Source organism: Cupriavidus sp. FW305-26 (genome assembly GCF_058787975.1).
Map to the genome: position 1 here is coordinate 15,468 of NZ_JBYTAH010000028.1, position 24,140 is coordinate 39,607.

Genomic DNA, 24,140 nt, shown 5'->3' on the forward strand with positions numbered 1-24,140 from the left:
GTTCTGGCGAGTGCGGGTCAGCGTGTGGTGAACGACCAGCTCAGGTCCACCGGCTGCGAACCCAGCCGGCCGGTAACCCTCACGCTGTAGCGCTGCTGGCTGGCCAGCGGCGCCACCGGCGTGCAGATCGCCAGGCCGCGTGCGGCGCTGGAGAGGCCCGACGAACGGCTGTCGACCTTGAGGCAGCTCACATTGTTGCCTTGCGCGTCGGTGATGACGAAGTTGTCGGCATCGAACTGCAGCGAGGTGTTGATGGCCTGCAGCGAAACCGGATAGCCCACGGTCTTGCCCTCATAGCCTGGGGCGGGGTTGGGGCTTTCGGTGTTGACCCAGCTGGCCGGCACGTCGGCCTGGCCGTTGTACGGGTAGGCCACCATCTGGCTGTCGCTGCCGCCCTTCGATGCATCGGCCAGGTCGATGGTCTGGTAGTAGCTGGCCGAGGTGCCGCTGCCATCAGGGCCCACGCGCTCGGCAAAGCCGCTGCCGGCCGAGCCGTAGCTGCCCAGCAGCGCGGCGCGGTGGAACGGCGCGTTGACCAGGTCCGACACCAGCGCGTCCTTGGGCGACATCGACAGCTGCGCATTGGCAACCGAAGTCCAGCGGTTGGCACCGGCCACGACTTCCGCGGTGGCATTGGTCGGATAGGCGGCCTGGATGCGCTCGTTGGGCGTGGCGCCGGTATAGCCCGGCTTGCCGCTGGTCTCGTCGTGCGTCAGCGTGGCGTTGGCCAGCATGTAGGCAGTGTGGTTCTGCGCCACGGTATTGAGCGGATCGCGTGCCGCCAGCGGCGGCAGGCCCACCTGCTCGCGCCGATAGTTGGCGTAGCACAGGCCGGCGGTGCGCGGCTCTTCCAGCACGCGGTAATTGCTGACTGCACTGCCGCGCGCCGGCAGCAGCGAGACGCCGCCGCCCGCCGCGGGTGCCGGCGCCGTGCCGCTGACGGTATAGCAGGCACCTGCGGTGGATGGCGTGGTCGAGCCAGAGCCGGACGGCGCGCTGGCCTGCCCGTTCGCTTGCGATGCGTTCGACGAAGTACCGCCGCCGCCATCGCCACCACCGCCGCCACATGCGGACAGTGCCAGCGCCGCAGCAGCGCAAAGGGTGGTCAGGGCGAGCGTGGTGCGCCGCGCGCGTCGCGGCGGCATGGGTTGGTGATCAGCAAGCAAGCGTTTCCCGGTCATCGTTCTGAATCGTCGTGGTCATCGGAGGAAGGAACCTGCCCCGGGGGATCCGCAGGCGCGGACAGCCGGCGCGGCAACCATCGCCAGCACCGTGTGGACACGGGCTCGCGGCGGCGGCGCCGGGGGCAGAAAGACCGGACGATGGTATGGGCGCGGACCGGCAGGGTCTAGCCCATGAACAATTCCTTACGTGTGACCCGCGCGCGCCGCACCGGGGCGCCGCGGGGATCGCTTGCGGTGCCCGCCGTGCGGGCGCGAGGGCACTTAGCTGGCGGCGGCCACGTCGGCCATGCCGGTGCCGAGCGCGGCCATCACCGCCATCAGCTGCTCGCGCAGCCAGCGGTTGGCACCGTCGTTTTCGCCGCCCGCATGCCAGTACAGGTGCAGTTCCAGCGACGGCACCTTGAACGGCAGCGACAGCAGGCGGTTGGCATAGGGCTCATTGGCGATGCGCGCATAGCGCAGCGGCAGCGTGGCCAGCAGGTCGGTGCAGCTGACCACGCGGCACGCGGCCGCGTAGTGCTGGCAACGCAGGCGCACGCGCCGCGTCAGGCCCATGCGATGCAGGGCCTGGTCTTCCAGCCCGGCGCCGCGGCGGCGCGACGACACGTGCACATGCTCGGCCGCGAGGTAGCGCTCAAGCGTCAGTTCCTTCTTCACCAGCGGATGGTCGCGCCGCGCCAGCACCACCATCGGATCGGCCATGAACGGCGCGTGGTGGATGGCGGGCGAGACCGGCAGCAGGATGTCCAGCGCGGCGTCCAGCGTGCCGGCCAGCAGCTCGGATTCCATCTCGCGGCGGTCGAAGCGGATCGCGGCAATCTCCACCTGCGGCGCCATTGCCGTGACACGCGCCATCAGCGGCGGCAGCAGCGTGGATTCCAGCGCGTCGCGCATGCCGATAGTGAAACGCCGCACGGTATTGGTGGGATCGAAGTGCGGCGTATCCTGCAGCGTGCGCGCGAACGATTGCAGCGCGCTGCGCACCTCGGCGGCCAGCGAGCGCGCCAGCGGCGTGGGCGCCATGCCCTGCCCGCGCCGCTCGAACAGCGGGTCGTCGAACAGCGTGCGCAGCCGGCCCAGCGCATGGCTGACCGCGGGCTGCGTCAGGTTGAGCTGGCGCGCGGCCGCGGTGATGCTGCCTTCGCTGTAGATGGCGTCGAACACCACGAAGAGATTCAGGTCGATGCGGGAGAGCTGCATGCCGGGGATTCTGTCACGGAATGCAGGGAATTGATACTGGCAAATCCAGAAAATTCATTTTTCTTATTACCAGCTTTCAGATAGAGTGCATTCCATCGGCCCATGCCGCACTGATGCCGAGGCCTGCCGAGGCCAACGAGGCGCCGCCGCCCACCCCGGCATCCACTGATTCCGTAGCGAGGAGACCACATGGATTTCGAATACAGCCCGAAGGTCAAGGAAATGCAGGCCAAGCTGCTGGCCTTCTTCGACCAGCACATCTACCCGAACGAAAAGCGTTTCGCCGCGGAGATCGACGCCAACCGCCGCGCCGGCAACGCCTGGGTGCCGACCAAGGTGATCGAGGAGCTGAAGCCGCTGGCACGCGCGGCCGGCCTGTGGAACCTGTTCCTGCCGCGCTCGCCGCGCGCCCCGCAGGGCCTGTCGAACCTGGAATACGCCACGCTGTGCGAAATCATGGGCCGGGTGCCCTGGTCGGCCGAGGTCTTCAACTGCGCGGCCCCCGACACCGGCAACATGGAGACGCTGGAGCGCTATGCCTCCGAGGAACTGAAGGACAAGTGGCTCGAGCCGCTGCTGGCCGGCGAGATCCGCTCGGCCTTCCTGATGACCGAGCCGGCCGTGGCCTCGTCGGACGCGACCAATATCGAATGCCGCATCGAGCGCGACGGCGACCACTATGTGATCAACGGCACCAAGTGGTGGTCGTCGGGCGCGGGCGACCCCCGCTGCAAGGTCTACATCGTGATGGGCAAGACCAATCCCGACGCCGGCCGCCATGAGCAGCAGTCGATGATCGTGGTGCCGGCCGATACCCCGGGCATCACCATCAAGCGCTTCCTGCCGGTGTTCGGCTACGACGACGCGCCGCACGGCCATATGGAGATCGAGCTGAAGAACGTGCGCGTGCCGGCCTCGAACATCCTGCTGGGCGAAGGCCGCGGCTTCGAGATCGCGCAGGGCCGCCTGGGCCCGGGCCGCATCCACCACTGCATGCGCAGCATCGGCGTGGCCGAGCGCGCGCTGGAACTGATGTGCAAGCGCGCGCTGTCGCGCGTAGCCTTCGGCAAGCCGGTGTCCAGCCAGGGCGTGACGCAGGAACGCATCGCCGAAGCCCGCTGCGAGATCGAGATGGCGCGCCTGCTGACGCTCAAGGCCGCGTACATGATGGACACCGTGGGCAACAAGGTGGCCAAGGCCGAGATCGCCATGATCAAGGTGATCGCCCCCAACGTGGCGCTGAAGGTGATCGACTGGGCCATCCAGGTCCATGGCGCCGCCGGCGTCTCCAGCGACTTCCCGCTGGCCAACTGGTGGGCGCACCAGCGCACGCTGCGCCTGGCCGACGGCCCGGACGAGGTGCACCGCAACGCCATCGCCAAGCTGGAGCTGGCCAAGCACATGAACCTGAACCCGGACGACATCAGGATGCCGGTGGCACGCGGGTTCTGACCGCCTGGCAACGCCGCGGGGCTTCGGCCCTGCCGGCAGTATGGAAAACGCGCAGCCAGTCTGCGCGTTTTTTTCTTCTGTGCTTAAATCGCCCGGTTCGCCACGTCGGTGGTTGATGTGGCCATCCCCAACGATCGCATCCAGGAGATCTTTTGCGATGATCGACGTCTACACCTGGGCCACGCCCAACGGCCACAAAGTCCACATCATGCTGGAAGAATGCGGCCTGGAGTACAAGGTCCATCCGATCAACATCGGCGCCGGCGACCAGTTCGGCGAGGACTTCCTGAAGATCAGCCCCAACAACAAGATCCCGGCCATCGTCGACCCCGACGGCCCGGACGGCAAGCCGATCTCGCTGTTCGAATCGGGCGCCATCCTGCTCTACCTGGCCGGCAAGACCGGCAAGTTCCTGCCCGAGGACGTGCGCGGCAAGTACGAGGCGCTGCAGTGGCTGATGTTCCAGATGGGCGGCGTGGGCCCGATGCTGGGCCAGGCGCACCACTTCCGCATGTACGCGCCCGAGAAGATCGAGTACGCGGTCAACCGCTACACCAACGAGGCCAGGCGCCTGTACGGCGTGATCGACACGCAGTTGTCAAAGCACGCCTGCCTGGCCGGCGAGCAGTACACCATCGCCGACATCGCCACCTTCCCGTGGCTGCGCAGCTGGCAGAACCAGGGCGTGGACCTGGACGACTACCCGAACCTGAAGCGCTGGTTCAACGAGATCGCCGAGCGCCCCGCGGTCAAGCGCGGCGTGGAAGTGCTGGCCAGCGCGCGCAAGGCGCTGCAGGACGACAAGGCGCGCGAGGTCCTGTTCGGCGCCACGCAATACAAGCGGCACTGAGCACGGCACTGCCGCGGCCGGGGCGCTGGCCCCGGCTGACCCGCCTGGCATCAGGTCGGCGCCAGCGCGTGGCACGCAATCGCATACCCGTCCGCGCGCCGTCCGCCGCGCGCCGCAACACCAATCTCGACGTCATCGCCCGGCCCGAAGCAGCACAGCAGGCCGGTGCCCGGCAACAGCACGTCGAGCCGGCATGACTCGTGCGGGTCCGGCGCGTAGAGCGTGCCGGGCTGCAGGAAGGCCATGTCCCCACCGGCCCGCACCAGCGCGCCATGCCAGTGCAGGCCGATGGCGCCGCGGTAGCACAGCGCCCAGCGCAGCCCGCGCGCCTGCAGCCGCTGCGCCCAGTCATCGCCCGACTGGTCCAGCTGGATGAACTCCGGCCGCATGCCCTGCTCCGGCTGCGGGCCCTCGGCCCGCACCACCTCTGCCGGCAACACGTGCATGCCCGCCACCCCCTCGGCGCCATTGGCCCCGACCGCGGCAATGCCGCCCAGCGCGCAGTGCCACCCCGCAGGCAGCACCACCGGCCGCGATGCATCGGCCGGCCCTTGCGGCACGGTGCGCACCAGGATGGTGTCGACCATCGCCTGCACCTGCATCGGTACGCCTGGCGCCGGCGCAAACAGCTCGCCGCCGCCCATCAGCAGGCAGCCGCGCCCGGGCGACCACAGCCGCAGGCCCCCGCGCAGGCAGCCCCACCATTCATGGCGGTCCGCGGCAAATTCAGCCTGGGTCTCGCCGGCGCAGAGAAAGACGTAGTCGCAGGTGCTGCCGAGGCCGGCTGCAGCGGCAAGCAAGCGTGACTGGAACCCGGGAATGAAGTCCGACGGCGCGTGGCGGTCGGCATGGAGGGCGCGCATCCGCGCCTCGAACAGCGTGAAGATCTGCATGGCAATCCCCCTGCAGGGCGACAGGCCGCAAGGCGGCTGTCCGCGCAGTGCGGCGCACGCATGACAGCGTTGCGCGCAGCATTGCGCAGTGGCCCGTTTGGCTCGGCCATGCAGGCCGTCCGGTTGATGCCATCGTGTCGCGCCATTTTGCCTGGCGCACCCCTCAATTTGCGGGTCGGACACCGATAGTGAGGAAGAGGATAAGTTGTCGTGGCCTCAAGGTCAAACCCTTAGCCTCAGACCACTCCGAACCTTTCACGACCCCATGACTTCTCGAAATCTCAGACTATTCGGATTGCATCTTGCCTGGCTACGCAAGCAGCGGGGCTGGTCCCAGGAAACCCTGTCGCTTGAGAGCGGGCTGTCGCGCTCATACCTGAGCGGCATCGAAAGCGGCAAGCGCAACCTGGCGCTCGCCAACATCTGCAGGCTGGCCGAGACGCTCGCCGTGCCAACCCCGGAGATGCTCGACTTCAGCCGCCATGACGCCAGCCAGCTGCAGGTGGAACAATCGCGCGCGCCCTTCGGCAACCGCCAGCGCGCGGCGATCGAGGCCACCGTGCGCCATATGGCGGAGCTGACCGAGCCCGAGCTGAACCTGGTGGCCGCGGTGGCGCGGGCGCTGGCGGGCAAGGGCAGCTTCCGCCCGTCGCTGACTCACGCCACCAACGCCGCATCCGATGCCAAGGGCGACAGCGCAGACTAGACGCCCAGCATGCCCTGCCGTTCGATAAAGCGGATCACCTCGTCCAGGCCCTGCCCGGACTTGACGCTGCCCATCACGAACGGCCGGGCGCCGCGCATCTTGCGCGCATCGCTCTCCATCACTTCCAGCGATGCCCCGACGTATGGCGCCAGGTCCGTCTTGTTGATCACCAGCAAGTCGGACTTGGTAATGCCCGGCCCACCCTTTCTCGGAATCTTCTCACCGCCGGCTACGTCGATGACGTAGATCGTCAAATCAGAAAGTTCTGGGCTGAAGGTGGCAGCGAGGTTGTCGCCGCCGGACTCGATGAAGACCACGTCAGCATCCGGGAAGCGCGCCAGCATGCGGTCCACCGCCTCCAGGTTGATCGAGGCGTCCTCGCGGATCGCGGTGTGCGGACATCCGCCCGTTTCCACGCCCATGATGCGTTCCGCCGGCAACGCGCCGGAGACCGTCAGGAGACGCTGGTCTTCCTTCGTGTAGATGTCGTTGGTGATGGCAACCAGGTCGTAGCGGTCGCGCATCGCCTTGCACAGCATTTCCAGCAGCGTGGTCTTGCCGGAGCCAACCGGGCCGCCGACGCCGACGCGCAGCGGAGGGTTCTTCTTGGTACGGGCCTGGGTCATGGTGCGATATGGGTTCAGGATCGGAACAGCCGGGAGTACTGCGTTTCGTGGCGCGCGGAAAGCAGGCCCAGCATCGGGGAAAAGGTGGAAAGTTGCGGCGGCGTGGTGTCGGCGCGGCGCGTGGCTTCATCGACTGTGTCGAGCACCGCGCAGTGCAGGCGCCGCAGCATGTGCTGCCCCGCCACCTGGCCCAGCGGCACCGCCTTGATCGCCGCGGCGACCTGGTTCTCGGCCCAGTTGAAGCAATAGGCAGCGAGGCCGTCGCGCGCCTCGACCTGCAGCGCCACGCATGCCGCAGTGAACGCAGTCGGCAGGCACACCGGCGACAGCGCCGCCAGCGTCTCGCGCAGCACGGGCGCGCCCCACTCCATCTGCGCAATCAGCCTGGACAGCGACCAGCCCATCTGCTCGGTCTCAAGCCGCAACTCGGAAGTCTCGCGCGTGGCGCGGAACCAGTCGTTCCATGTCCGCACCTGCGCGGCATCGCCCGCTTTCCAGCAGCGATGCAGCAGCAGCCACAGCGGCGCTTCGCATTGCGCCTGCACATGCAGCAGGTTGTCGCGGATCCATCGTTCTGCGCTTGCCGCATCGTGCACGCTGCCACAATCGATCGCAGCTTCCAGGCCTTGCGAATAGCTGAAGCCGCCGATTGGCAGCGATGGCGATGCGAGGTGCAGCAGTGAGATCAACTGGTGGAGTTGCGTCATGGCGCGGACTCCGGTTCAGCGATGGCTTGCTCCCCTCTCCCGCAAGCGGGAGAGGGGAGTATCGGCGAGTTCAGTTCTTCATCGGTTGGCATGGTCCGGCACCCACCTTGCAGGGCAAAATTCAGTGCTTATGTCCACACTTCTCGTCATGCACGTGATCGTGCGAGTGCGAGTGCGAGTGCCCATGATGCTCATGAAACACCGCCTGCGCCGCCGCATAGTCCTCCGCAAACGTCGCATCGTGCCCATGCTTGTGCCCGCCGCCATAAGCCCCGGCCTCCGGCTCGAACGGCAGCTCGGCACGTTCGGCGCGCACGCCCAGCCGTTGCAGCATGTCCGCCAGCACCGCGTCATATTCCAGCCGCAGGTAGTCGCGCCCGATCTCCACCGGCGTATGGCGGTTGCCGAGGTGATAGGCCGCGCGCATCAGCGCATGCGGGTCTTCCGCGCGCACTTCCAGCACCGCCTCGGCAGCGGCCTGCACTTCCACGAAGCTGCCGTCTTCGGCCACCAACAGGTCGCCGCCGCGCAGCACGGTGCCGCGCGCCAGGAACAGCGCGGCTTCGTCGCCGTTGTCGAGCACCGCGCGCAGGCGGCTCCTGCTGCGTTCGGCGAAGGGCAGGACCAGCTTGGGCGCGCGGCGCACCAGCACGGGCGCGATGCCGTGCGGGGCGCTCAGGAGTTTGTCGATCTTCAGCATGGGCGATGCGGGGCGCGGGCCCCGGCCAGTCAGAACAGGAAATAGCGCTGCGCCATGGGCAGCTCGGTGGCGGGCTCGCAGGTCAGCAACTGGCCGTCGGCAACGACCTGGTAGGTCTCCGGATCGACCGTGACATGCGGTTGCCAGTCATTGTGCACCATGTCGCGCTTGCTTACCGTGCGCGTGCCGCGCACCGCCGACAGCGTCTTGGCCAGTCCGTAGCGCTCGCCGATGCCGGCCGCCAGCGCCGCCTGCGACACAAAGGTCAGCGACGAACGGTGCAGCGCCCCGCCGGCCGAAGCAAACATCGGCCGGTAGTGCACCGGCTGCGGCGTCGGGATCGACGCATTGGGATCGCCCATCGCGGCCGCGGCAATCATGCCGCCCTTCAGGATCAGGCTGGGCTTGACGCCGAAGAACGCCGGACGCCACAACACCAGGTCGGCCCACTTGCCGACTTCAACCGAGCCCACCTCATGAGCGATGCCATGCGTCAGCGCCGGGTTGATGGTGTACTTGGCGACATAGCGCTTGACGCGGAAGTTGTCGTGCCCGCCGCGCGCATCGTTGGGATCGCCCGGCAGCTTGCCGCGCTGCAGCGCCATCTTGTGCGCGGTCTGCCAGGTGCGGATGATGACCTCGCCGACGCGCCCCATCGCCTGCGAGTCGCTGGAGATCATCGAGAACGCGCCCAGGTCGTGCAGGATGTCTTCGGCGGCGATGGTCTCGCGGCGGATGCGGCTTTCGGCAAAGGCGATGTCCTCGGCAATCGACGGGTCCAGGTGGTGGCACACCATCAGCATGTCGAGGTGCTCGTCCAGCGTGTTGACCGTGTACGGGCGCGTCGGGTTGGTCGACGACGGCAGCACGTTGGCCTCGCCGCACACCTTGATGATATCGGGCGCATGGCCGCCGCCCGCGCCTTCGGTGTGGTACGTATGGATGGTGCGGCCCTTGAACGCGGCGATGGTCGCTTCAACGAAGCCGGCTTCGTTGAGCGTGTCGGTATGGATCGCCACCTGGGTATCGGTCGCGTCCGCCACCGACAGGCAGGTGTCGATCGCCGCCGGCGTGGTGCCCCAGTCCTCGTGCAGCTTCAGGCCGATGGCGCCCGCTTCCACCTGCTCCAGGAGCGGCCCCTGCTGGCTGGCGTTGCCCTTGCCCAGCAGGCCGATATTCATCGGGTAGGCATCGGCTGCCTGCAGCATGCGCTCCATGTACCACGGCCCCGGCGTCACGGTGGTGGCAAAGGTGCCGGTGGCCGGCCCGGTGCCGCCGCCGATCATGGTGGTGACGCCGCTCATCAGCGCCTCTTCGATCTGCTGCGGGCAAATGAAGTGGATATGGCTGTCGATGCCGCCTGCGGTGACGATCATGCCCTCGCCCGCGATCACCTCGGTGCCCGGCCCGACCACGATGGTGACGCCCGGCTGGATATCCGGATTGCCGGCCTTGCCGATCGCCGCGATGCGCCCGCCCTTCAGGCCGATATCGGCCTTGACGATGCCCCAGTGGTCAACGATCAGCGCATTGGTGATGACGGTGTCGACGCAATCGCTGGCCATGCGCTGGCTCTGCCCCATGCCGTCACGGATCACTTTGCCGCCGCCGAACTTCACTTCCTCGCCATAGATGGTGAAGTCTTTCTCGACTTCGATGATGAGCCCGGTATCGGCCAGCCGCAGGCGGTCGCCGGTGGTCGGGCCGAACATCTCGGCATAGGCCTGCCTGGAGATCTTTGCCATCACAGCGCTCCCATGATCTTGCCGTTGAAGCCATAGACGATGCGGTCGCCGTCCAGCGCCACCAGTTCCACCGTGCGCGTCTGACCGGGCTCGAAGCGCACCGCGGTGCCGGCAGCAATATTCAGCCGGAAGCCGCGCGCGGTTTCGCGGTCAAAGGCCAGCGCCGCATTGGTCTCGTAGAAATGGAAGTGCGAGCCGACCTGGATCGGCCGGTCGCCGGTATTGGCCACCGTCACGCTGACCGTGGCGCGGCCGGCATTCAGTTCGATCTCGCCGTCGGCGGGCATCAGTTCACCGGGGATCATGGCGATTCTCCTCAGGCCACCAGCAGGCTGGCGCCATACAGCGCCACGCCGGCACCTGCCGCGCGGGCCAGCCAGCCGGCATGGCGGCGCAGCAACGTGCCGGCGCCGATGCCCAGCAGGTGCAGCGCCATGGTGGCGGCCGCAAACCCGCCTACGTATGCGAGTACCGCAGGCAGCGCGCCCGCAGTGGCGGGCAGTTCGGCCCCGTGGGCGTAGCCGTGGAAGATGGCAAAGCCGCCGACCAGCAGCGTACCGGCCCACGCCGGCAGCTTCGCGCGCAGCGCCAGCAGCAACCCGATCACCAGCAACGAGGCCGCGATCATCGGTTCGACTGCGGGCAGCGCCACACCGGACAAGCCGATTGCAGCCCCCACCAGCATCAGCGCCACGAAGGCCAGCGGCAGGCGCAGGGTGTCGGCGGCCGAGCGGGCAATCAATGCGCTCCACACGCCCACCGCCGCCATCGCCAGCAAATGGTCGGCGCCGGTGAAGGGGTGCGCCAGGCCGGCCCACAGGCTGGCGCTGACGGTGGCGGCATCGTGGCCGGGATGCGCCAGCGCGGCGCCGGCGGCAACGGTCAGGGAAGTGCCCAGGGCAAGGCGCAGGCAGGCGGTACGGTTCATGTCGGCTCTCGGGTTGGTCTTGTTATCGCGGTCCAGAATCGGAATCGGTCATGTTCAGACAATGGGATGGTGGACGGTCACCAGCTTGGTGCCATCCGGAAAGGTGGCCTCCACCTGGATCTCGGGGATCATCTCGGCCACGCCATCCATCACGTCCTCGCGGCCCAGCACGGTGGTGCCCTCATGCATCAGCTCGGCCACGGTGCGGCCATCGCGCGCGCCTTCCATGATGGCGGCGGTGATCAGCGCCACCGCTTCCGGGTAGTTCAGCTTCAGCCCGCGTGCCTTGCGCCGCTCGGCCAGCAGCGCGGCGGTGAAGATCAGCAGCTTGTCTTTCTCTCGCGGCGTCAGTTCCATCTCTTGTTCCTGGTTTCTTGTGTTCGGTTGTCTCTGTTGGCGGCCTACGTGGCCCACAGTCGCAGCGGCCGCGCCGCGACACCGTGGATCGGCATGCGCAGCGCCTGCCAGCTGTCGACCATGACGTGGCGCACGGCTTCCATCTGCCGGCCCAGCACGCGCAGCAGCAGCATCGACTGGCCGCTGGCGGCCAGGCAGGTCACGCCGGCGCGCAGCTCCGGCGTATAAGGCAGCTGTTCGGCCAGGGCTTCGGCCAGTTCCTGCGTCGCGCCCTCGCCTACCGCCCACAGCGTGCCCAGCACATTGAGTCCATCGAGGCCGGCCACCGCGGTGCGCAGCGGCGACTCGGCTTCAAGATGCGATTGCTCGATCCACAACGCACGCTCGCCCGTGCCGACGCGGGTATCCAGCCACAGCGCGCCGCGGGTCCACTGCTCGCCGGATGCCTGCCGGCCCAGCACCACAGCATCCCAGCCGATCGCGCTGCCGCCGGGCGCGACGTCGAGCACGGTCGAAATCCGCGCACGGGCGTCGTCGAAGACGATGTTCTCCTGCGGCAGCCAGTCCAGCCGCGCGCCTGCGCCCACCGTCAGGCGCACATGCTGCGCCGCCTCGCGGCCGAGCGACTTGTACCACTTGGTGGCACCCGGCGTGGCCAGCACGGCGTGCGCGCCATCCTCGACCGTCACGTCGATATCCAGGCTGTCGCCGCCTGCCACGCCAGCCGGCGGATGCAGGATCACCGCGTGGCAGATGCCGCCTTCCGGGTACAGCGGCTTCTGTACCAGCAGCGGCCCCTGGTGGCGCCGCTCGGTCAGCGCGGTGCGTTCGCCGCGCTGCGCAAAGCGCAGCCGCAGGGTGGCCTGCCATGCGGCGGGCACGGTGAGCGATGAAGGAAGATCGGGATGGCGCATGGCAAGGACAGCCGGCGGAGGCGCGCGCGCAATGGCGGGAGTTGCAAGCAATCATAGCGCGCTGCCTGGCTTCGCGTAAGCAGCGTATGACCCACAAATCCTGGCGCTGCCGCGCAGCCGCCCTACACGGCGATCAGCTCCCGCACGCCGTCCTGCTCCATGCTGGCGCCGGCACCCCGCGCCACCACTTCGCCGCGGCTCATCACGACATAGTGGTCGGCAATATGCCGCGCGAACTCGTAGTACTGCTCGACCAGCAGCACCGTCATGCCGAACTCGTCGACCAGCAGGCGCAGCGCCCGGCCGATGTCCTGGATGATGGAAGGCTGGATGCCCTCGGTGGGCTCGTCCAGGATCAGCAGGCCCGGCTCGCTCATCAGCGCGCGCCCGATCGCCAGTTGCTGCTGCTGGCCGCCGGACAGGTCGCCGCCGCGGCGCAGGCGCATGGTGCGCAGCACCGGGAACAACTGGTAGATCCGGTCCGGCACGCCGGACGGCCGCGCCCGGCTGGCTGCGCCGATCAGCAGGTTTTCTTCCACCGTCAGCCGCGGGAAGATCTCCCGGCCCTGCGGCACATAGGCCAGCCCGGCGGACACGCGCTCATACGGAGCCTTCTTCTCCAGCGCCTGCCCTTGCCATTGGATGCTGCCGCTGCGCGTGGGCACCACGCCCATCAGGCACTTGAGCAGCGTACTCTTGCCCACGCCGTTGCGGCCCAGCAGCGTGGTCAGCTTGCCGGCGGGCACGTCGAAGCTGACATTGCGCAGGATATGGCTGCCGCCATAGAACTGGTTCAGTGCATTGACCTGCAGCATGCTTATCTTCCCAGGTAGGATTCGATCACGCGCTCATCGCGCTTGACGCTGTCGAGCGTGCCTTCGGCCAGCACGCTGCCCTCGGCCAGCACCGTGACCTGGCCGGCATCGCCCGCGAGCGCGGCGACGAACTCCATGTCGTGCTCGACCACCATCATCGAGCAGCTGCCGCGCAGGCCGTTGAGCAGCGCCGCCAGCTGCATGGTCTCTTCATCGGTCATGCCGGCCACCGGCTCGTCCAGCAACAGCAGCTGCGGCTGCTGCATCAACAGCATGCCGATCTCCAGGCGCTGCTTCTGCCCGTGCGACAGCAGCCCGGCGGGCCGGTAGGCCTCTGCCTCCAGTCCGGTCAGCGCCAGCGTTTCCTCGATGCGGCGATGCCCCTCCGCCGTCAGCCGCGCGCGCAGCGACGACCACCAGCGCTTGTCGGCCTTCATCGCCAGTTCCAGGTTCTCCCACACCGCGTGCTGCTCGAACACCGTGGGCTTCTGGAACTTGCGGCCGATGCCGACCTGCGCGATGCGCGGCTCGGTCATCCGCATCAGGTCGATGGTCTGGCCCAGGAACACGCGCCCGCTGACATTGGCATTGCGCGGCCCGGTCTTGCCGGTGATGACATCCATCATCGTGGTCTTGCCGGCACCGTTGGGACCGATCACGCAGCGCAACTCGCCATGGTCGATCGACAAGGTCAGCTTGTTCAGCGCGCGGAAGCCGTCGAACTGCACCGTCAGGTCTTCCAGGTACAGGATCGGCCCATGCGAGACATCGATGGTGCCGGGCTCGACGATGCGGCCCAGGCCGGTGGCATCGCCGCTTTCGGCCTGGCCGTGCTGGAGTGCGGCGTTCATGCTTCACCTCCCGTGCGGCCTGCCACGGCAGGCGCGGAAACAGGGTCTGCAGCGGCTGATGGTGCGGCCGCGCGCCGCTCGCGCAGCCGGTTCCACAGCCCGGTCACGCCATCGGGCAGGTACAAGGTCACCAGCACGAACATCGCGCCCAGCAGGAACAGCCAGTATTCGGCAAAGTGGGCTGTGAACAGGGTCTTGGCACCATTGACCAGGAACGCGCCGATCACCGGTCCGATCAGCGTGCCGCGCCCGCCCACGGCGACCCACACCGCCATCTCGATCGAATTGCCGGGCGACATCTCGCCGGGGTTGATGATGCCCACCTGCGGCACGTACAGCGCCCCCGCGATGCCGCACAGCACCGCCGAAAAGGTCCACACGAAGAGCTTGTAGCCCAGCGGGTTGTAGCCGGAGAACATCACCCGCATCTCGGCATCGCGCACCGCGGTGACCACGCGCCCGAGCTTGGACGTGACGATGTAGCGGCAGGCGATGAAGCCCGCCAGCAGCGCCAGGAAGGTCAGCACGAACAGCGCCGTGCGCGTCTGCGGCGCCGCAATCGCAAAGCCGGCAATGCGCTTGAAGTCCGTGAAGCCGTTGTTGCCGCCGAAACCGGTCTCGTTGCGGAAGAACAGCAGCATCGCCGCATACGTCATCGCCTGCGTGATGATCGACAGGTACACGCCCTTGATGCGCGAGCGGAAGGCGAAGAAGCCGAACAGCCACGCCAGCACGCCTGGCACCAGCACCACCAGCAGCAGCGCATAGCCGAGGTGCTCGGTGCCGTGCCAGAACCATGGCAGCTCCTTCCAGTCGAGGAACACCATGAAGTCCGGCAGTTCGCTCTTGTACACGCCCTCGCGCCCGATCGATCGCATCAGGTACATGCCCATGGCATAGCCGCCCAGCGCGAAGAACAGCCCGTGGCCCAGGCTCAGGATGCCGCAGTAGCCCCACACCAGGTCCAGCGCGATCGCCGCCAGCGCAAAGCACATGATCTTGCCGACCAGCGTCAGCGCATAAGCCGACAGGTGCAGCGGATGCCCCTCCGGCAACACCAGCGCGCACACCGGCACGCCGATGCCGACGATCACCACCAGCGCCGCAAGCACCAGCCAGCCGCGCGGCGAGAACAGTGCCTGCCGCTCCGGCACCGCTAGCCGGAACGCGGTGGCGGAAGAATTCGATTGGACTCGCTGCATCATGCCTCCGCGCTGCGCCCCTTGAGCGCGAAAAGTCCCTGCGGCCGCTTCTGGATAAACAGCACGATCAGCACCAGGACAAAGATCTTGGCCAGCACCGCGCCGTAGAAGGGCTCGATGAACTTGTTGATGATGCCCAGCCCGAAGGCGCCGACGATGGTGCCGGCCAGCTGCCCGACGCCGCCCAGCACCACCACCATGAACGAATCGATGATGTAGGCCTGGCCCAGGTCGGGGCCGACATTGCCGATCTGCGACAGCGCGCAGCCGCCCAGCCCGGCAATGCCGGCGCCGAAGGCAAAGGCGTAGCTGTCGACCTTCCAGGTGCGCACGCCGACGCAGGCCGCCATGGTGCGGTTCTGCGTGGTGGCGCGCACGAACAGCCCCAGCCGCGTGCGGTTCAGCACCGCCCACGCCACCGCCACCACCGCCAGCGCGAACAGGATGATGACGATGCGGTTGTACGGGATCACCAGGCCCGGCATCCATTCGATGCCGCCGCTCATCCACGCCGGGTTGGCCACTTCCACGTTCTGCGCGCCGAACAGCGTGCGCACCGCCTGCATCAGCAGCAGGCTCACGCCGAAGGTGGCCAGCAGCGTTTCCAGCGGGCGGCCGTACAGGTGGCGCAGCACCAGCCGCTCGAGCACGAAGCCCACCAGCGCGGCGGCCAGGAACGAGGCCGGCAGCGCCGCCGGCAGGTACCAGTCGAACGCACCCGGCGCGTAGGCGCGGAACAGCGACTGCACCACGTAGGTGGCATAGGCGCCGATCATCAGGAATTCACCGTGCGCCATGTTGATGACGCCGATCAGGCCATAGGTGATGGCCAGCCCGAGCGCGGCCAGCAGCAGCACGCTGCCCAGGCTCAGGCCGGCGAACAGGTTGCCGATCAGCTCGGCGCGGCGCTGGTCGCTGCGCAGCGTGTCCAGCGCCTGCTGCGCGGCCAGGCGCACGTCGGCATCGGGCTCGCGGTAGTTGCCGGCGCTGTCGCGCTCCACCAGCGGCGCCAGCTTCTGGCGGCTCTGCGGGTTGCTGTCGCTGCCGAGGATGCGGATGGCTTCAAGCCTCGCGTCATGCGCTGCGGGATCGGCCGGCTCGGCCAGCACCAGGTTGGCCCAGATCACGTCCAGGCTGGTGCGCAGTCCGGCATCGGCCTCGTTCTTGCGGGCGGCTTCGACCGCGGCGCGCGAGGCGCTCTCGGGCTGGTCGCGCAGCGTGGCGATGGCCTGCGCGCGCACCGCGATATCGGGCGACTGCAGCAGCAGGCTGCTGGCGGCGCTGTCGACCAGCGCGCGCAGGCTGTTGTTCAGGGTCAGGGATTCGAGCTCGTCGGCTTTCACCGCGACCGGCTTGCCCGTGACAGCATCGACGGTCTTGTCGCCATCCTGGCGCACCATGCCGACCGACGGCGCATATTGCAGCGCGTCGTCCTGCAAGGCCTTCAGGATCGGGCCGGCCTGTTCCGGCGGGGCCTTGGCCAGCGCGGTCAGCGCCGCGGTCTTGGCATCGAAATCGTCTTCGGCCAGCGGCTTCAGGTCGGCCTGCGTCAGCGCCGCGGCCCACGGCGCAGCCGCCAGCAGCAGCGCCGCCAGCAGGGCGCGCAGCCATGGCAGGATGGAAACGGATAAGGGATTGCGCATAGGTGCTGGCGAGTTGCGGAATAAGTGTTTGGGGAGAAGGCAGGTGTCCATGACGAAGCGAGTGCCATCTGGCTGGCAAGCGCCAGCCCTCTCCCCCAGCCCCTCTCCCGCAAGCGGGAGAGGGGAGCCAACCGGCAGCGGGTGGCCCGGCTTACATCACCTTGTCCGGCTTGCCTTCGTTACCCGCGATGAACGGGCTCCACGGCTGCGCGCGCACCGCCTTCGGCGTCTTCCACACCACCGAGAACTGGCCGTCGCCCTTCACTTCGCCGATCATCACCGGCTTGTACAAATGGTGGTTCTCGCCCATGGTCAGCGTGAAGCCGTCCGGTGCCTTGAAGGTCTGGCCGTACATGGCGGCGCGCACCTTGTTGGTATCGGTGGTGCCAGCCTTCTTCACGGCCTGCGCCCACATATGGATGCCCACGTAGGTGGCTTCCATCGGGTCGTTGGTCACACGCTTGTCGCCGCCGGGCAGGTTGTTGGCCTTGACCCATGCCGCCCACTGCTTGCGAAAGGCGTCGTTCTCGGGGTTCTTGACCGACATGAAGTAGTTCCATGCGGCCAGGTGGCCCACCAGTGGCTTGGTATCGATGCCGCGCAGTTCCTCCTCACCCACCGAGAACGCCACCACCGGCACGTCCTTGGCCTTCAGCCCGGCGTTGCCAAGTTCCTTGTAGAACGGCACGTTGGAGTCGCCGTTGATGGTGGAGATCACCGCGGTCTTGCCGCCCTGCGAGAACTTCTTGATATTGGCGACGATGGTCTGGTAGTCGCTGTGGCCAAACGGGGTGTAGACCTCTTCGATGTCCTTGTCGGCCACGCCCTTGCTCTTCAGGAACGCGCGCAGGATCTTGTTGGTGGTGCGCGGGTAGACGTAGTCCGTGCCCAGCAGGAAGAAGCGCTTGGCGCCGCCGCCTTCCTTGCTCATCAGGTATTCCACCGCCGGAATGGCCTGCTGGTTGGGCGCTGCACCGGTGTAGAAGACGTTCTTCGACATCTCTTCGCCTTCATACTGCACCGGGTAGAACAGCAGCGAGTTCAGCTCTTCGTAGACCGGCAGCACGGATTTGCGCGACACCGAGGTCCAGCAGCCGAAGGTCACCGCGACCTTGTCCTTGGTGATCAGCTGGCGCGCCTTTTCCGCGAACAGCGGCCAGTTCGAGGCGGGATCCACCACCACCGGCTCCAGCTTGCGCCCCAGCACGCCGCCGCTCTTGTTGATCTCGTCGATGGTCATCAGCGCCACGTCCTTCAGCGACGTCTCCGAAATGGCCATGGTGCCGGACAGCGAGTGCAGGATACCGACCTTGATCGGTTCCTTGGACTGCGCCATGGCCAGCGGGCTGGTACCGATCATTGCCGCGGCGGCTATCGCCGACAGCTTCAGCATGTCACGTCGTTGCATTTGCAGCTCCCGTTTATGGTGTTAGTCAGGGACTACGCTCCCCGGGTGATGCTTCTGCAACTAGCGTGCCATGGAGGCAGGCCGCCTGATACCCACCGCACCCCCGGCAGATGGCGTGCTGGCGCGGCGCGCAGGCGCTGCCGCCGCCCGCGATCGCGCATCCGCACCAGAGCAGTGCGGGCGGCGCACGCACCACTCCCGTGCATCTGCGCAATTCCGTGCGGGCGGCATGCGCAAGGCACCAGGCGATGCGCGTCCCCGCACCAAGGCCGGGCACCACGCCCCAAGGCAGGCGACGGGCAAAAAAAACGGGGCCCCTTGCAGGGCCCCGCTCTCGATGCCAGGACGTTGGTCCTTACATCACCATCATGTTGGCATTCAGGTTGTGCATGATCCACAGCGAACCCGCCACCACGATCACCAGGATCAGCGCCGTGAACAGCAGCGCGATCACGTTGCTGCGCTGCTCGGACGACGTGTCCAGGTGCAGGAAGTACTTCAGGTGGACCAGGATCTGGACCGCGGCCATGCCGAGGATGATCCAGAGGATGGTGCCCTTGTCCATGCTGCCGTCCATCACGAGCTTGAACGGGATCACGGTCAGGATCACGGCCAGGATGAAGCCGATTGCGTACGACTTGAAGCTGGCGTGGGTGTCATGACCCGCGTGCGAGTCGTGCGAGTCGTGGGCGCCGTGCGCCGCCGGTGCGTTGTGTTGTGCCATCACAGATGTCCCATCAGGTAGACCACGGTAAACACGCCGATCCAGACCACGTCCAGGAAGTGCCAGAACAGCGACAGGCACATCAGGCGCTTGCTCAGGGTCGGGGTGGTGCCCTTCTTCGACAGTTGCCACATCAGCACGATCATCCACAGCATGCCGCTGGCGACGTGCAGGCCGTGGGTGCCGACCAGCGTGAAGAACGACGACAGGAAAGCGCTGCGGCCCGGGCCGGCGCCTTCGGCGATCAGGTGATGGAATTCGTTGATTTCCATCGCCATGAACGCCGCGCCCAGCAGGAACGTGACGCCGAGCCACACCTGCACGCGGCTCAGGCTGCGGTTCTGCAGCGAGATCATCGCCATGCCGTACGTGATCGAGGAGAACAGCAGGATGAAGGTCTCCACCAGCACGTAGTTGAGCTCGAACAGCTCCTTCGCCGACGGGCCGCCTGCCAGTTCGCCGCGCAGCACGGCGAAGGCCGCGAACAGTCCGGCGAAGATGATGCAGTCGCTCATCAGATAGATCCAGAAGCCATACACCGTATTGGCACTGGTATCGTGGTGCGCATGGTCATGGCCATGCGCGTCGGCTTTGGCCGGTGCGCCGGCCTGCGCGGGGATGCGGTCTAGGACTTGAGTCGACATGGTTCTCAGGCTTGCGAAGCAATGCGCTGCAGATGGCGCGTTTCGATCTGCTCGACCTCGGTGGCCGGCACGTAGTAGTCGATATGGTCGTCGTTGCTGCGGTGGATAAACGCCCACACCATGCCCACCAGGCCAACGATGGCCATCCACCAGATATGCCAGGTCAGGGCAAAGCCGAACACCAGGCTGAAGGCGCCGATGATGAAGCCCGCGCCCGTGTTCTTGGGCATGTGGATCTTCTCGTAGCCTTCGGTCGGCAGCGTCTCGCCACGGGCCTTCATGTCGGAGAACGCGTCCAGGTCACGCACCACCGGGGTGTGCGCGAAGTTGTAGAACGGCGGCGGCGACGAGGTGGCCCACTCCAGGGTACGGCCGCCCCACGGGTCGCCGGTCACGTCGGCCAGCTTCTTGCGGTCGCGGATCGACACCACGATCTGCAGCACCTGGAAGAAGATGCCCAGCGCCACGAACACCACGCCCACGACGGCCAGGTACAGCCACGGCGTCCAGGCCGGGTTGTCGGTGTGGTTCAGGCGGCGGGTCATGCCCATCAGGCCCAGCACGTACAGCGGCATGAAGGCGAAGTAGAAGCCGACCAGCCAGCACCAGAAGGCGCACTTGCCCAGGCGCTCGTTCAGCGTGAAGCCGAACGCCTTCGGCCACCAGTAGGTGATGCCGGCCAGGTAGCCGAACAGCACGCCGCCGATGATCACGTTGTGGAAGTGGGCGATCAGGAACAGGCTGTTGTGCAGCACGAAGTCAGCGGCCGGCACGGCCATCAGCACGCCGGTCATGCCGCCGATCACGAAGGTGATCATGAAGCCCAGCGTCCACAGCACCGGCGAGGTCATCTGGACCCGGCCGCGGTACATGGTGAACAGCCAGTTGAAGATCTTCACCCCGGTCGGGATGGAGATGATCATGGTGGTGATGCCGAAGAACGCGTTGACGTTGGCGCCCGAGCCCATCGTGAAGAAGTGGTGCAGCCACACGATGAACGACAGCACCATGATCGCGGCGGTCGCGTACACCATGCCCTTGTAGCCGAACAGCTTCTTGCCCGAGAACGTGGCGATCACTTCAGAGAAGATGCCGAACGCCGGCAGGATCAGGATGTACACCTCGGGGTGGCCCCAGATCCAGATCAGGTTCACGTACATCATGGCGTTGCCGCCACCGTCGTTCGTGAAGAAGTGGGTACCGACGTAGCGGTCCAGGCCCAGCAGCGCCAGGGTCACGGTCAGCACCGGGAAAGCGGCCACGATCAGCACGTTGGTGCACAGCGCGGTCCAGGTGAACACCGGCATGCGCATCAGCGTCATGCCCGGCGCGCGCATGCGCAGGATCGTCACCAGGAAGTTCACGCCGGTCAGCAAGGTGCCCAGGCCCGAGATCTGCAAGCTCCAGAGGTAGTAGTCCACCCCCACGCCCGGGCTGAAGTCCAGTCCCGACAGCGGCGGGTAGGCCAGCCAGCCGGTCTTGGCGAATTCACCGACGCCCAGCGAGACATTGACCAGCATGGCGCCCGACACGAACAGCCAGAACGACAGCGTGTTCAGGAACGGGAAGGCCACGTCGCGCGCGCCGATCTGCAGCGGCACGACCAGATTCATCAGGCCGGTCATCAGCGGCATGGCCACGAAGAAGATCATGATCACGCCGTGGGCGGTGAAGATCTGGTCGTAATGCTCGGGCGGCAGCACGCCGGTCGCGCCATTGGTGGCGAGCGCCAGCTGGGTGCGCATCATGACCGCGTCGGCGAAGCCGCGCAGCAGCATGATCAGGGCGACCAGGCAGTACATCACGCCGATCTTCTTGTGGTCGACCGAGGTGAACCACTCGTTCCAGAGGTAGCCCCACTTCTTGAAATAGGTGATCGCGCCTAGCAGCGCGGCACCGCCCAGGGCGACGCCGGCCAGAACGACCATGATGATCGGCTCATGAAACGGAATCGCCGACAAACTCAACTTGCCAAACATCATTGCTCCTAGGATTGCGCGCCCAGCGCCTTCACAGGCGTGGTCATCGACAGCTGCTCTTCACCGAGGGTGTTGCGCGACGTGCAGATCGGGCCGCCCTTGAACCCGTCGGCGGCGAGCGCCGTGCCGCTGTGGTCCATGTACTTGTGCAGGATGTTGTGGAAGAGCTTGTCTTCCACCTTGCCGTAGTACGTGACCGGCTCCTTCTCGCTGGGTTGTGCCAGCGTCTTGTAGCCTTCAACCCCCAGTTCGGTGGACGAGGCGCGAACCTTGGCGACCCACTGGTCGAACTCGTAGTTCGACATGGCGACCGCCTTGAACTTCATGCCCGAGAAGCCGCCGCCGCTGTAGTTGGCGGATACGCCGTCGTAAGAGCCGGCTTCGTTGGCGATCAGGTGGAGCTTGGTCTCCATCCCTGCCATGGCGTACACCTGGCTGCCCAGTTGCGGGATGAAGAACGAATTCATGATCGAATCCGAGGTGATCTTGAAGTTCACCGGGGTGTCGACCGGGAAGGCGATCTGGTTGACCGTGGCGATCTTCAGTTCCGGATAGATGAACAGCCACTTCCAGTTCAGCGCCACCACCTCGACGGTGACGGGCTTCTTGCTGGATTCGAGCGGCTTGTACGGGTCCAGGTCGTGCGAGGATTTCCAGGTGATGATGCCCAGCGCAATGATGATCAGGCAGGGGATCAGCCACACCACCACTTCGATCGCCGTGGAGTGCGACCAGTCCGGCTCATAGCGCGCCGAGGTATTGGACGCGCGGTACTTCCAGGCGAACACCAGCGTGAGCACGATCACCGGCAGCACCACCAGCAGCATGAGCCAGGTTGCAATCAGGATGATGTTCTTGATGTCGACGCCGACCTGCCCTTTCGGGTCGAGCAGCGTCATGTTGCAGCCGGCGAGCAGGAGCAGGCCAAGGCAAGGCAGGAACCGCGTCCAACGCGGCAGTATGGGTTTCTTCATGTCACGACTGGTTTGGTTACACCGCGCTTCGGGCAAAAGCGCGGCTAAACCGCCTGATGCTCGCGCAAGAGGCGTGGGGCTGAGGGAAAACCGGAAGGACGTGTCCTTAGCTGGCGTTGCGGTCGGGCGGCGGATCGAACGCCGGGGGACCATGCGGCCTTGCAACGCCATGAACACGGAAGGACAACTGACTGCGTGCGCTGCAGGCCCTGTAGGACCTTGCCGGCGCTGCGGCACCTGGCCGAAACCGCGAACGGTCCCGGCTCAGTACGGCGGCCGGGTAGCGTTGGAATACGAGGTTTTTGCACTTCCCGACGGACTTGCCTTCATGGCAAGCGCGGTTTTCGGCCGGGGAGCGCAACACGTAAAACATCGTGGGCGCGACTGTACCGCAACGCAACATTAGGGGTAAACCCAACGGCACAGAACACACTGTTCAGCAGAACGGACAATCGACGCACAAATCCGCGAAGCAGCATTTGACCGGCATCAACGTCACAAATCGGTTCCTAAAAATGCAGAAAGCCGCGCATCAGGCGGCCTCCAGGGGTGCGACATGCCTGTGTGGCATATTGTCGCACCGCGTCAAAACTGCGTATCCGTCACCCGTAGCGGCGCGTGATCGACTCGGCGACACAGACCGGACGGTCGCTGCCTTCGCGCTCCACCGTGACTTCCCAGGTCGACTGTGCGCCAACCAGTTCGGGCGACTTCGGCAGCGGATCGAGACGCTCGACCTTCAGCAGCTTGATGCGCGCGCGCAGCTTGCTGCCCACCGGCACGGGTGCCGTGAAGCGCACGCGGTTCAGGCCGTAGTTAACGCCGATCTTCGACGGCATGTGCAGCGCGTTGTGCATGAACTTGGGCAGCAGCGACAGCGTCAGGAAGCCGTGCGCGATCGGGCCGCCATAGGGCGACTCCTTCTTCGCGCGCTCCACGTCGATGTGAATCCACTGGTGGTCGCCGGTGGCATCGGCAAACTGGTTGACCTGCTGCTGGGTCACCTCGATCCAGTCGCTGACCGCGACCTCCTGGCCCTGCAGGCCTTCCAGTTCTTCCAGCGATGCGATGGTACGCATGTCGATAGTCTCCTCTTGACGATAAAGTGTTCTTAAGCGGGGCGGCGGCCGTACATGCCCATGCCCTTGACGGTGCAGACCAGTTCGCCGCGCTGGTTGGTGGCTTCCCACTGGGTGTGGACCACGCCGCGGTCCGGCTTGGACTGCGACGGCCGGGTATCGAGCACATTCAGCACGACGGTGAGCGTGTCGCCGGCGTAGACGGGCTTGAGCCAGCGGATCTCGTCCACGCCAGGCGAGCCCATGCTGGCCGACTTGCCGGTGGTGCTCAGCACCAGCAGCCGCATCATGATCGAGCACGTCATCCAGCCGCTCGAGATCACGCCGCCATAGATGCTCCTGGCAGCGGCTTCCTTGTCGATATGGAACGGCTGCGGATCGTACTGGCGGGCAAAGGCCAGGATCTCTTCCTCGGTGACGAGGTACGAACCCAGTTCGCGGCGGCTGCCGACTTCAAAGTCCTCGAAATACAGCATCGGTTGTCTCTCTGTAGTGATTGGCGCCATGGCACCAAGTTTGCTCAGGCAATGATCGCATGGCCGCCGGGGGCCGGCGTCCG

General features: G+C 66.5%; 25 protein-coding genes. 3 read left to right on the forward strand and 22 right to left on the reverse strand.

Going from position 1 to position 24,140, the window contains the following annotated elements; translation table 11 throughout:
- Positions 1-17 precede the first annotated feature (17 nt).
- Both AC3WQZ_RS16725 and AC3WQZ_RS16730 read right to left on the reverse strand, forming a co-directional pair.
- Positions 18-1,181, reverse strand: a complete 1,164-nt coding sequence (locus AC3WQZ_RS16725; protein ID WP_492300902.1) for a CAP domain-containing protein — start codon at positions 1,179-1,181, stop codon at positions 18-20.
- A gap of 264 nt (positions 1,182-1,445) precedes the next feature.
- The gene (locus AC3WQZ_RS16730; RefSeq protein ID WP_010809090.1) at positions 1,446-2,384 is read right to left on the reverse strand and encodes a LysR family transcriptional regulator; all 939 of its coding nucleotides are present in this window, start codon (positions 2,382-2,384) and stop codon (positions 1,446-1,448) included.
- A gap of 189 nt (positions 2,385-2,573) precedes the next feature.
- Here AC3WQZ_RS16730 and AC3WQZ_RS16735 point away from each other — a divergent pair, with 189 nt between their 5' ends.
- A complete protein-coding gene (locus AC3WQZ_RS16735; RefSeq protein ID WP_010809091.1) occupies positions 2,574-3,836 on the forward strand; it encodes an acyl-CoA dehydrogenase family protein in 1,263 nt (420 codons plus the stop codon).
- Between the two features lie 157 nt (positions 3,837-3,993).
- Positions 3,994-4,686, forward strand: a complete 693-nt coding sequence (locus tag AC3WQZ_RS16740) for a glutathione binding-like protein (protein ID WP_010809092.1) — start codon at positions 3,994-3,996, stop codon at positions 4,684-4,686.
- 50 nt (positions 4,687-4,736) lie between these two features.
- Here the strand turns inward: AC3WQZ_RS16740 and AC3WQZ_RS16745 are convergent, their stop codons facing one another.
- Positions 4,737-5,579: a hypothetical protein gene (locus AC3WQZ_RS16745; protein WP_454749339.1), complete on the reverse strand. Its 843-nt coding sequence runs from the start codon at positions 5,577-5,579 to the stop codon at positions 4,737-4,739.
- 265 nt (positions 5,580-5,844) lie between these two features.
- Here AC3WQZ_RS16745 and AC3WQZ_RS16750 point away from each other — a divergent pair, with 265 nt between their 5' ends.
- Positions 5,845-6,285 (forward strand): helix-turn-helix domain-containing protein, encoded by a 441-nt coding sequence (locus tag AC3WQZ_RS16750; RefSeq protein ID WP_011614870.1) that lies wholly within the window; start codon positions 5,845-5,847, stop codon positions 6,283-6,285.
- Here the strand turns inward: AC3WQZ_RS16750 and ureG are convergent.
- The 19 genes from ureG to AC3WQZ_RS16845 all read right to left on the reverse strand — a co-directional run bounded on the left by ureG (position 6,282) and on the right by AC3WQZ_RS16845 (position 24,057).
- Positions 6,282-6,911, reverse strand: a complete 630-nt coding sequence (gene ureG, locus AC3WQZ_RS16755) for an urease accessory protein UreG (RefSeq protein ID WP_010809095.1) — start codon at positions 6,909-6,911, stop codon at positions 6,282-6,284. The two genes, AC3WQZ_RS16750 and ureG, sit on opposite strands and share 4 nt — an antisense overlap.
- Before the next feature lie 14 nt (positions 6,912-6,925).
- Positions 6,926-7,618 carry an urease accessory protein UreF gene (locus AC3WQZ_RS16760; protein ID WP_010809096.1) on the reverse strand — a complete coding sequence of 231 codons (693 nt, stop codon included), beginning with the start codon at positions 7,616-7,618 and terminating at the stop codon, positions 6,926-6,928.
- 121 nt (positions 7,619-7,739) lie between these two features.
- Complete coding sequence (gene ureE / locus AC3WQZ_RS16765; protein ID WP_492300904.1) at positions 7,740-8,318, reverse strand: urease accessory protein UreE; 579 nt, start codon at positions 8,316-8,318, stop codon at positions 7,740-7,742.
- Between the two features lie 29 nt (positions 8,319-8,347).
- Positions 8,348-10,066 (reverse strand): urease subunit alpha, encoded by a 1,719-nt coding sequence (gene ureC, locus AC3WQZ_RS16770; RefSeq protein ID WP_305367557.1) that lies wholly within the window; start codon positions 10,064-10,066, stop codon positions 8,348-8,350.
- Positions 10,063-10,368 (reverse strand): urease subunit beta, encoded by a 306-nt coding sequence (locus AC3WQZ_RS16775; RefSeq protein WP_011614866.1) that lies wholly within the window; start codon positions 10,366-10,368, stop codon positions 10,063-10,065. The genes ureC and AC3WQZ_RS16775 overlap by 4 nt, the downstream gene beginning before the upstream one ends.
- A gap of 11 nt (positions 10,369-10,379) precedes the next feature.
- Positions 10,380-10,991 (reverse strand): HupE/UreJ family protein, encoded by a 612-nt coding sequence (locus AC3WQZ_RS16780; protein WP_010809100.1) that lies wholly within the window; start codon positions 10,989-10,991, stop codon positions 10,380-10,382.
- 54 nt (positions 10,992-11,045) lie between these two features.
- Positions 11,046-11,348 (reverse strand): urease subunit gamma, encoded by a 303-nt coding sequence (locus tag AC3WQZ_RS16785; RefSeq protein ID WP_010809101.1) that lies wholly within the window; start codon positions 11,346-11,348, stop codon positions 11,046-11,048.
- Between the two features lie 44 nt (positions 11,349-11,392).
- Positions 11,393-12,262 carry an urease accessory protein UreD gene (locus AC3WQZ_RS16790; protein WP_439671479.1) on the reverse strand — a complete coding sequence of 290 codons (870 nt, stop codon included), beginning with the start codon at positions 12,260-12,262 and terminating at the stop codon, positions 11,393-11,395.
- Positions 12,263-12,384: 122 nt separating this feature from the next.
- Positions 12,385-13,077 carry an urea ABC transporter ATP-binding subunit UrtE gene (urtE, locus tag AC3WQZ_RS16795; protein WP_010809103.1) on the reverse strand — a complete coding sequence of 231 codons (693 nt, stop codon included), beginning with the start codon at positions 13,075-13,077 and terminating at the stop codon, positions 12,385-12,387.
- 2 nt (positions 13,078-13,079) lie between these two features.
- Positions 13,080-13,928, reverse strand: a complete 849-nt coding sequence (gene urtD / locus AC3WQZ_RS16800; RefSeq protein WP_010809104.1) for an urea ABC transporter ATP-binding protein UrtD — start codon at positions 13,926-13,928, stop codon at positions 13,080-13,082.
- The gene (urtC, locus tag AC3WQZ_RS16805; RefSeq protein ID WP_011614864.1) at positions 13,925-15,130 is read right to left on the reverse strand and encodes an urea ABC transporter permease subunit UrtC; all 1,206 of its coding nucleotides are present in this window, start codon (positions 15,128-15,130) and stop codon (positions 13,925-13,927) included. Before urtC ends, urtD begins: the two co-directional genes overlap by 4 nt.
- Positions 15,130-16,773: an urea ABC transporter permease subunit UrtB gene (urtB, locus tag AC3WQZ_RS16810; protein ID WP_011614863.1), complete on the reverse strand. Its 1,644-nt coding sequence runs from the start codon at positions 16,771-16,773 to the stop codon at positions 15,130-15,132. Before urtB ends, urtC begins: the two co-directional genes overlap by 1 nt.
- Before the next feature lie 151 nt (positions 16,774-16,924).
- Positions 16,925-18,181, reverse strand: a complete 1,257-nt coding sequence (urtA, locus tag AC3WQZ_RS16815) for an urea ABC transporter substrate-binding protein (protein ID WP_010809107.1) — start codon at positions 18,179-18,181, stop codon at positions 16,925-16,927.
- 355 nt (positions 18,182-18,536) lie between these two features.
- Complete coding sequence (gene cyoD, locus AC3WQZ_RS16820) at positions 18,537-18,905, reverse strand: cytochrome o ubiquinol oxidase subunit IV (RefSeq protein WP_010809108.1); 369 nt, start codon at positions 18,903-18,905, stop codon at positions 18,537-18,539.
- On the reverse strand, positions 18,905-19,549 hold the full coding sequence (gene cyoC, locus AC3WQZ_RS16825) for a cytochrome o ubiquinol oxidase subunit III (RefSeq protein WP_492300906.1): 645 nt from the start codon (positions 19,547-19,549) through the stop codon (positions 18,905-18,907). The genes cyoD and cyoC overlap by 1 nt, the downstream gene beginning before the upstream one ends.
- A 5-nt stretch (positions 19,550-19,554) precedes the next feature.
- Complete coding sequence (cyoB, locus tag AC3WQZ_RS16830; RefSeq protein ID WP_010809110.1) at positions 19,555-21,528, reverse strand: cytochrome o ubiquinol oxidase subunit I; 1,974 nt, start codon at positions 21,526-21,528, stop codon at positions 19,555-19,557.
- An 8-nt stretch (positions 21,529-21,536) separates the two neighbouring features.
- A complete protein-coding gene (gene cyoA / locus AC3WQZ_RS16835; protein WP_010809111.1) occupies positions 21,537-22,502 on the reverse strand; it encodes a ubiquinol oxidase subunit II in 966 nt (321 codons plus the stop codon).
- 602 nt (positions 22,503-23,104) lie between these two features.
- Positions 23,105-23,581 carry a MaoC family dehydratase gene (locus tag AC3WQZ_RS16840; RefSeq protein WP_010809112.1) on the reverse strand — a complete coding sequence of 159 codons (477 nt, stop codon included), beginning with the start codon at positions 23,579-23,581 and terminating at the stop codon, positions 23,105-23,107.
- A 32-nt stretch (positions 23,582-23,613) separates the two neighbouring features.
- Complete coding sequence (locus tag AC3WQZ_RS16845; protein WP_011614861.1) at positions 23,614-24,057, reverse strand: MaoC family dehydratase; 444 nt, start codon at positions 24,055-24,057, stop codon at positions 23,614-23,616.
- Between the last annotated feature and the right edge of the window lie 83 nt (positions 24,058-24,140).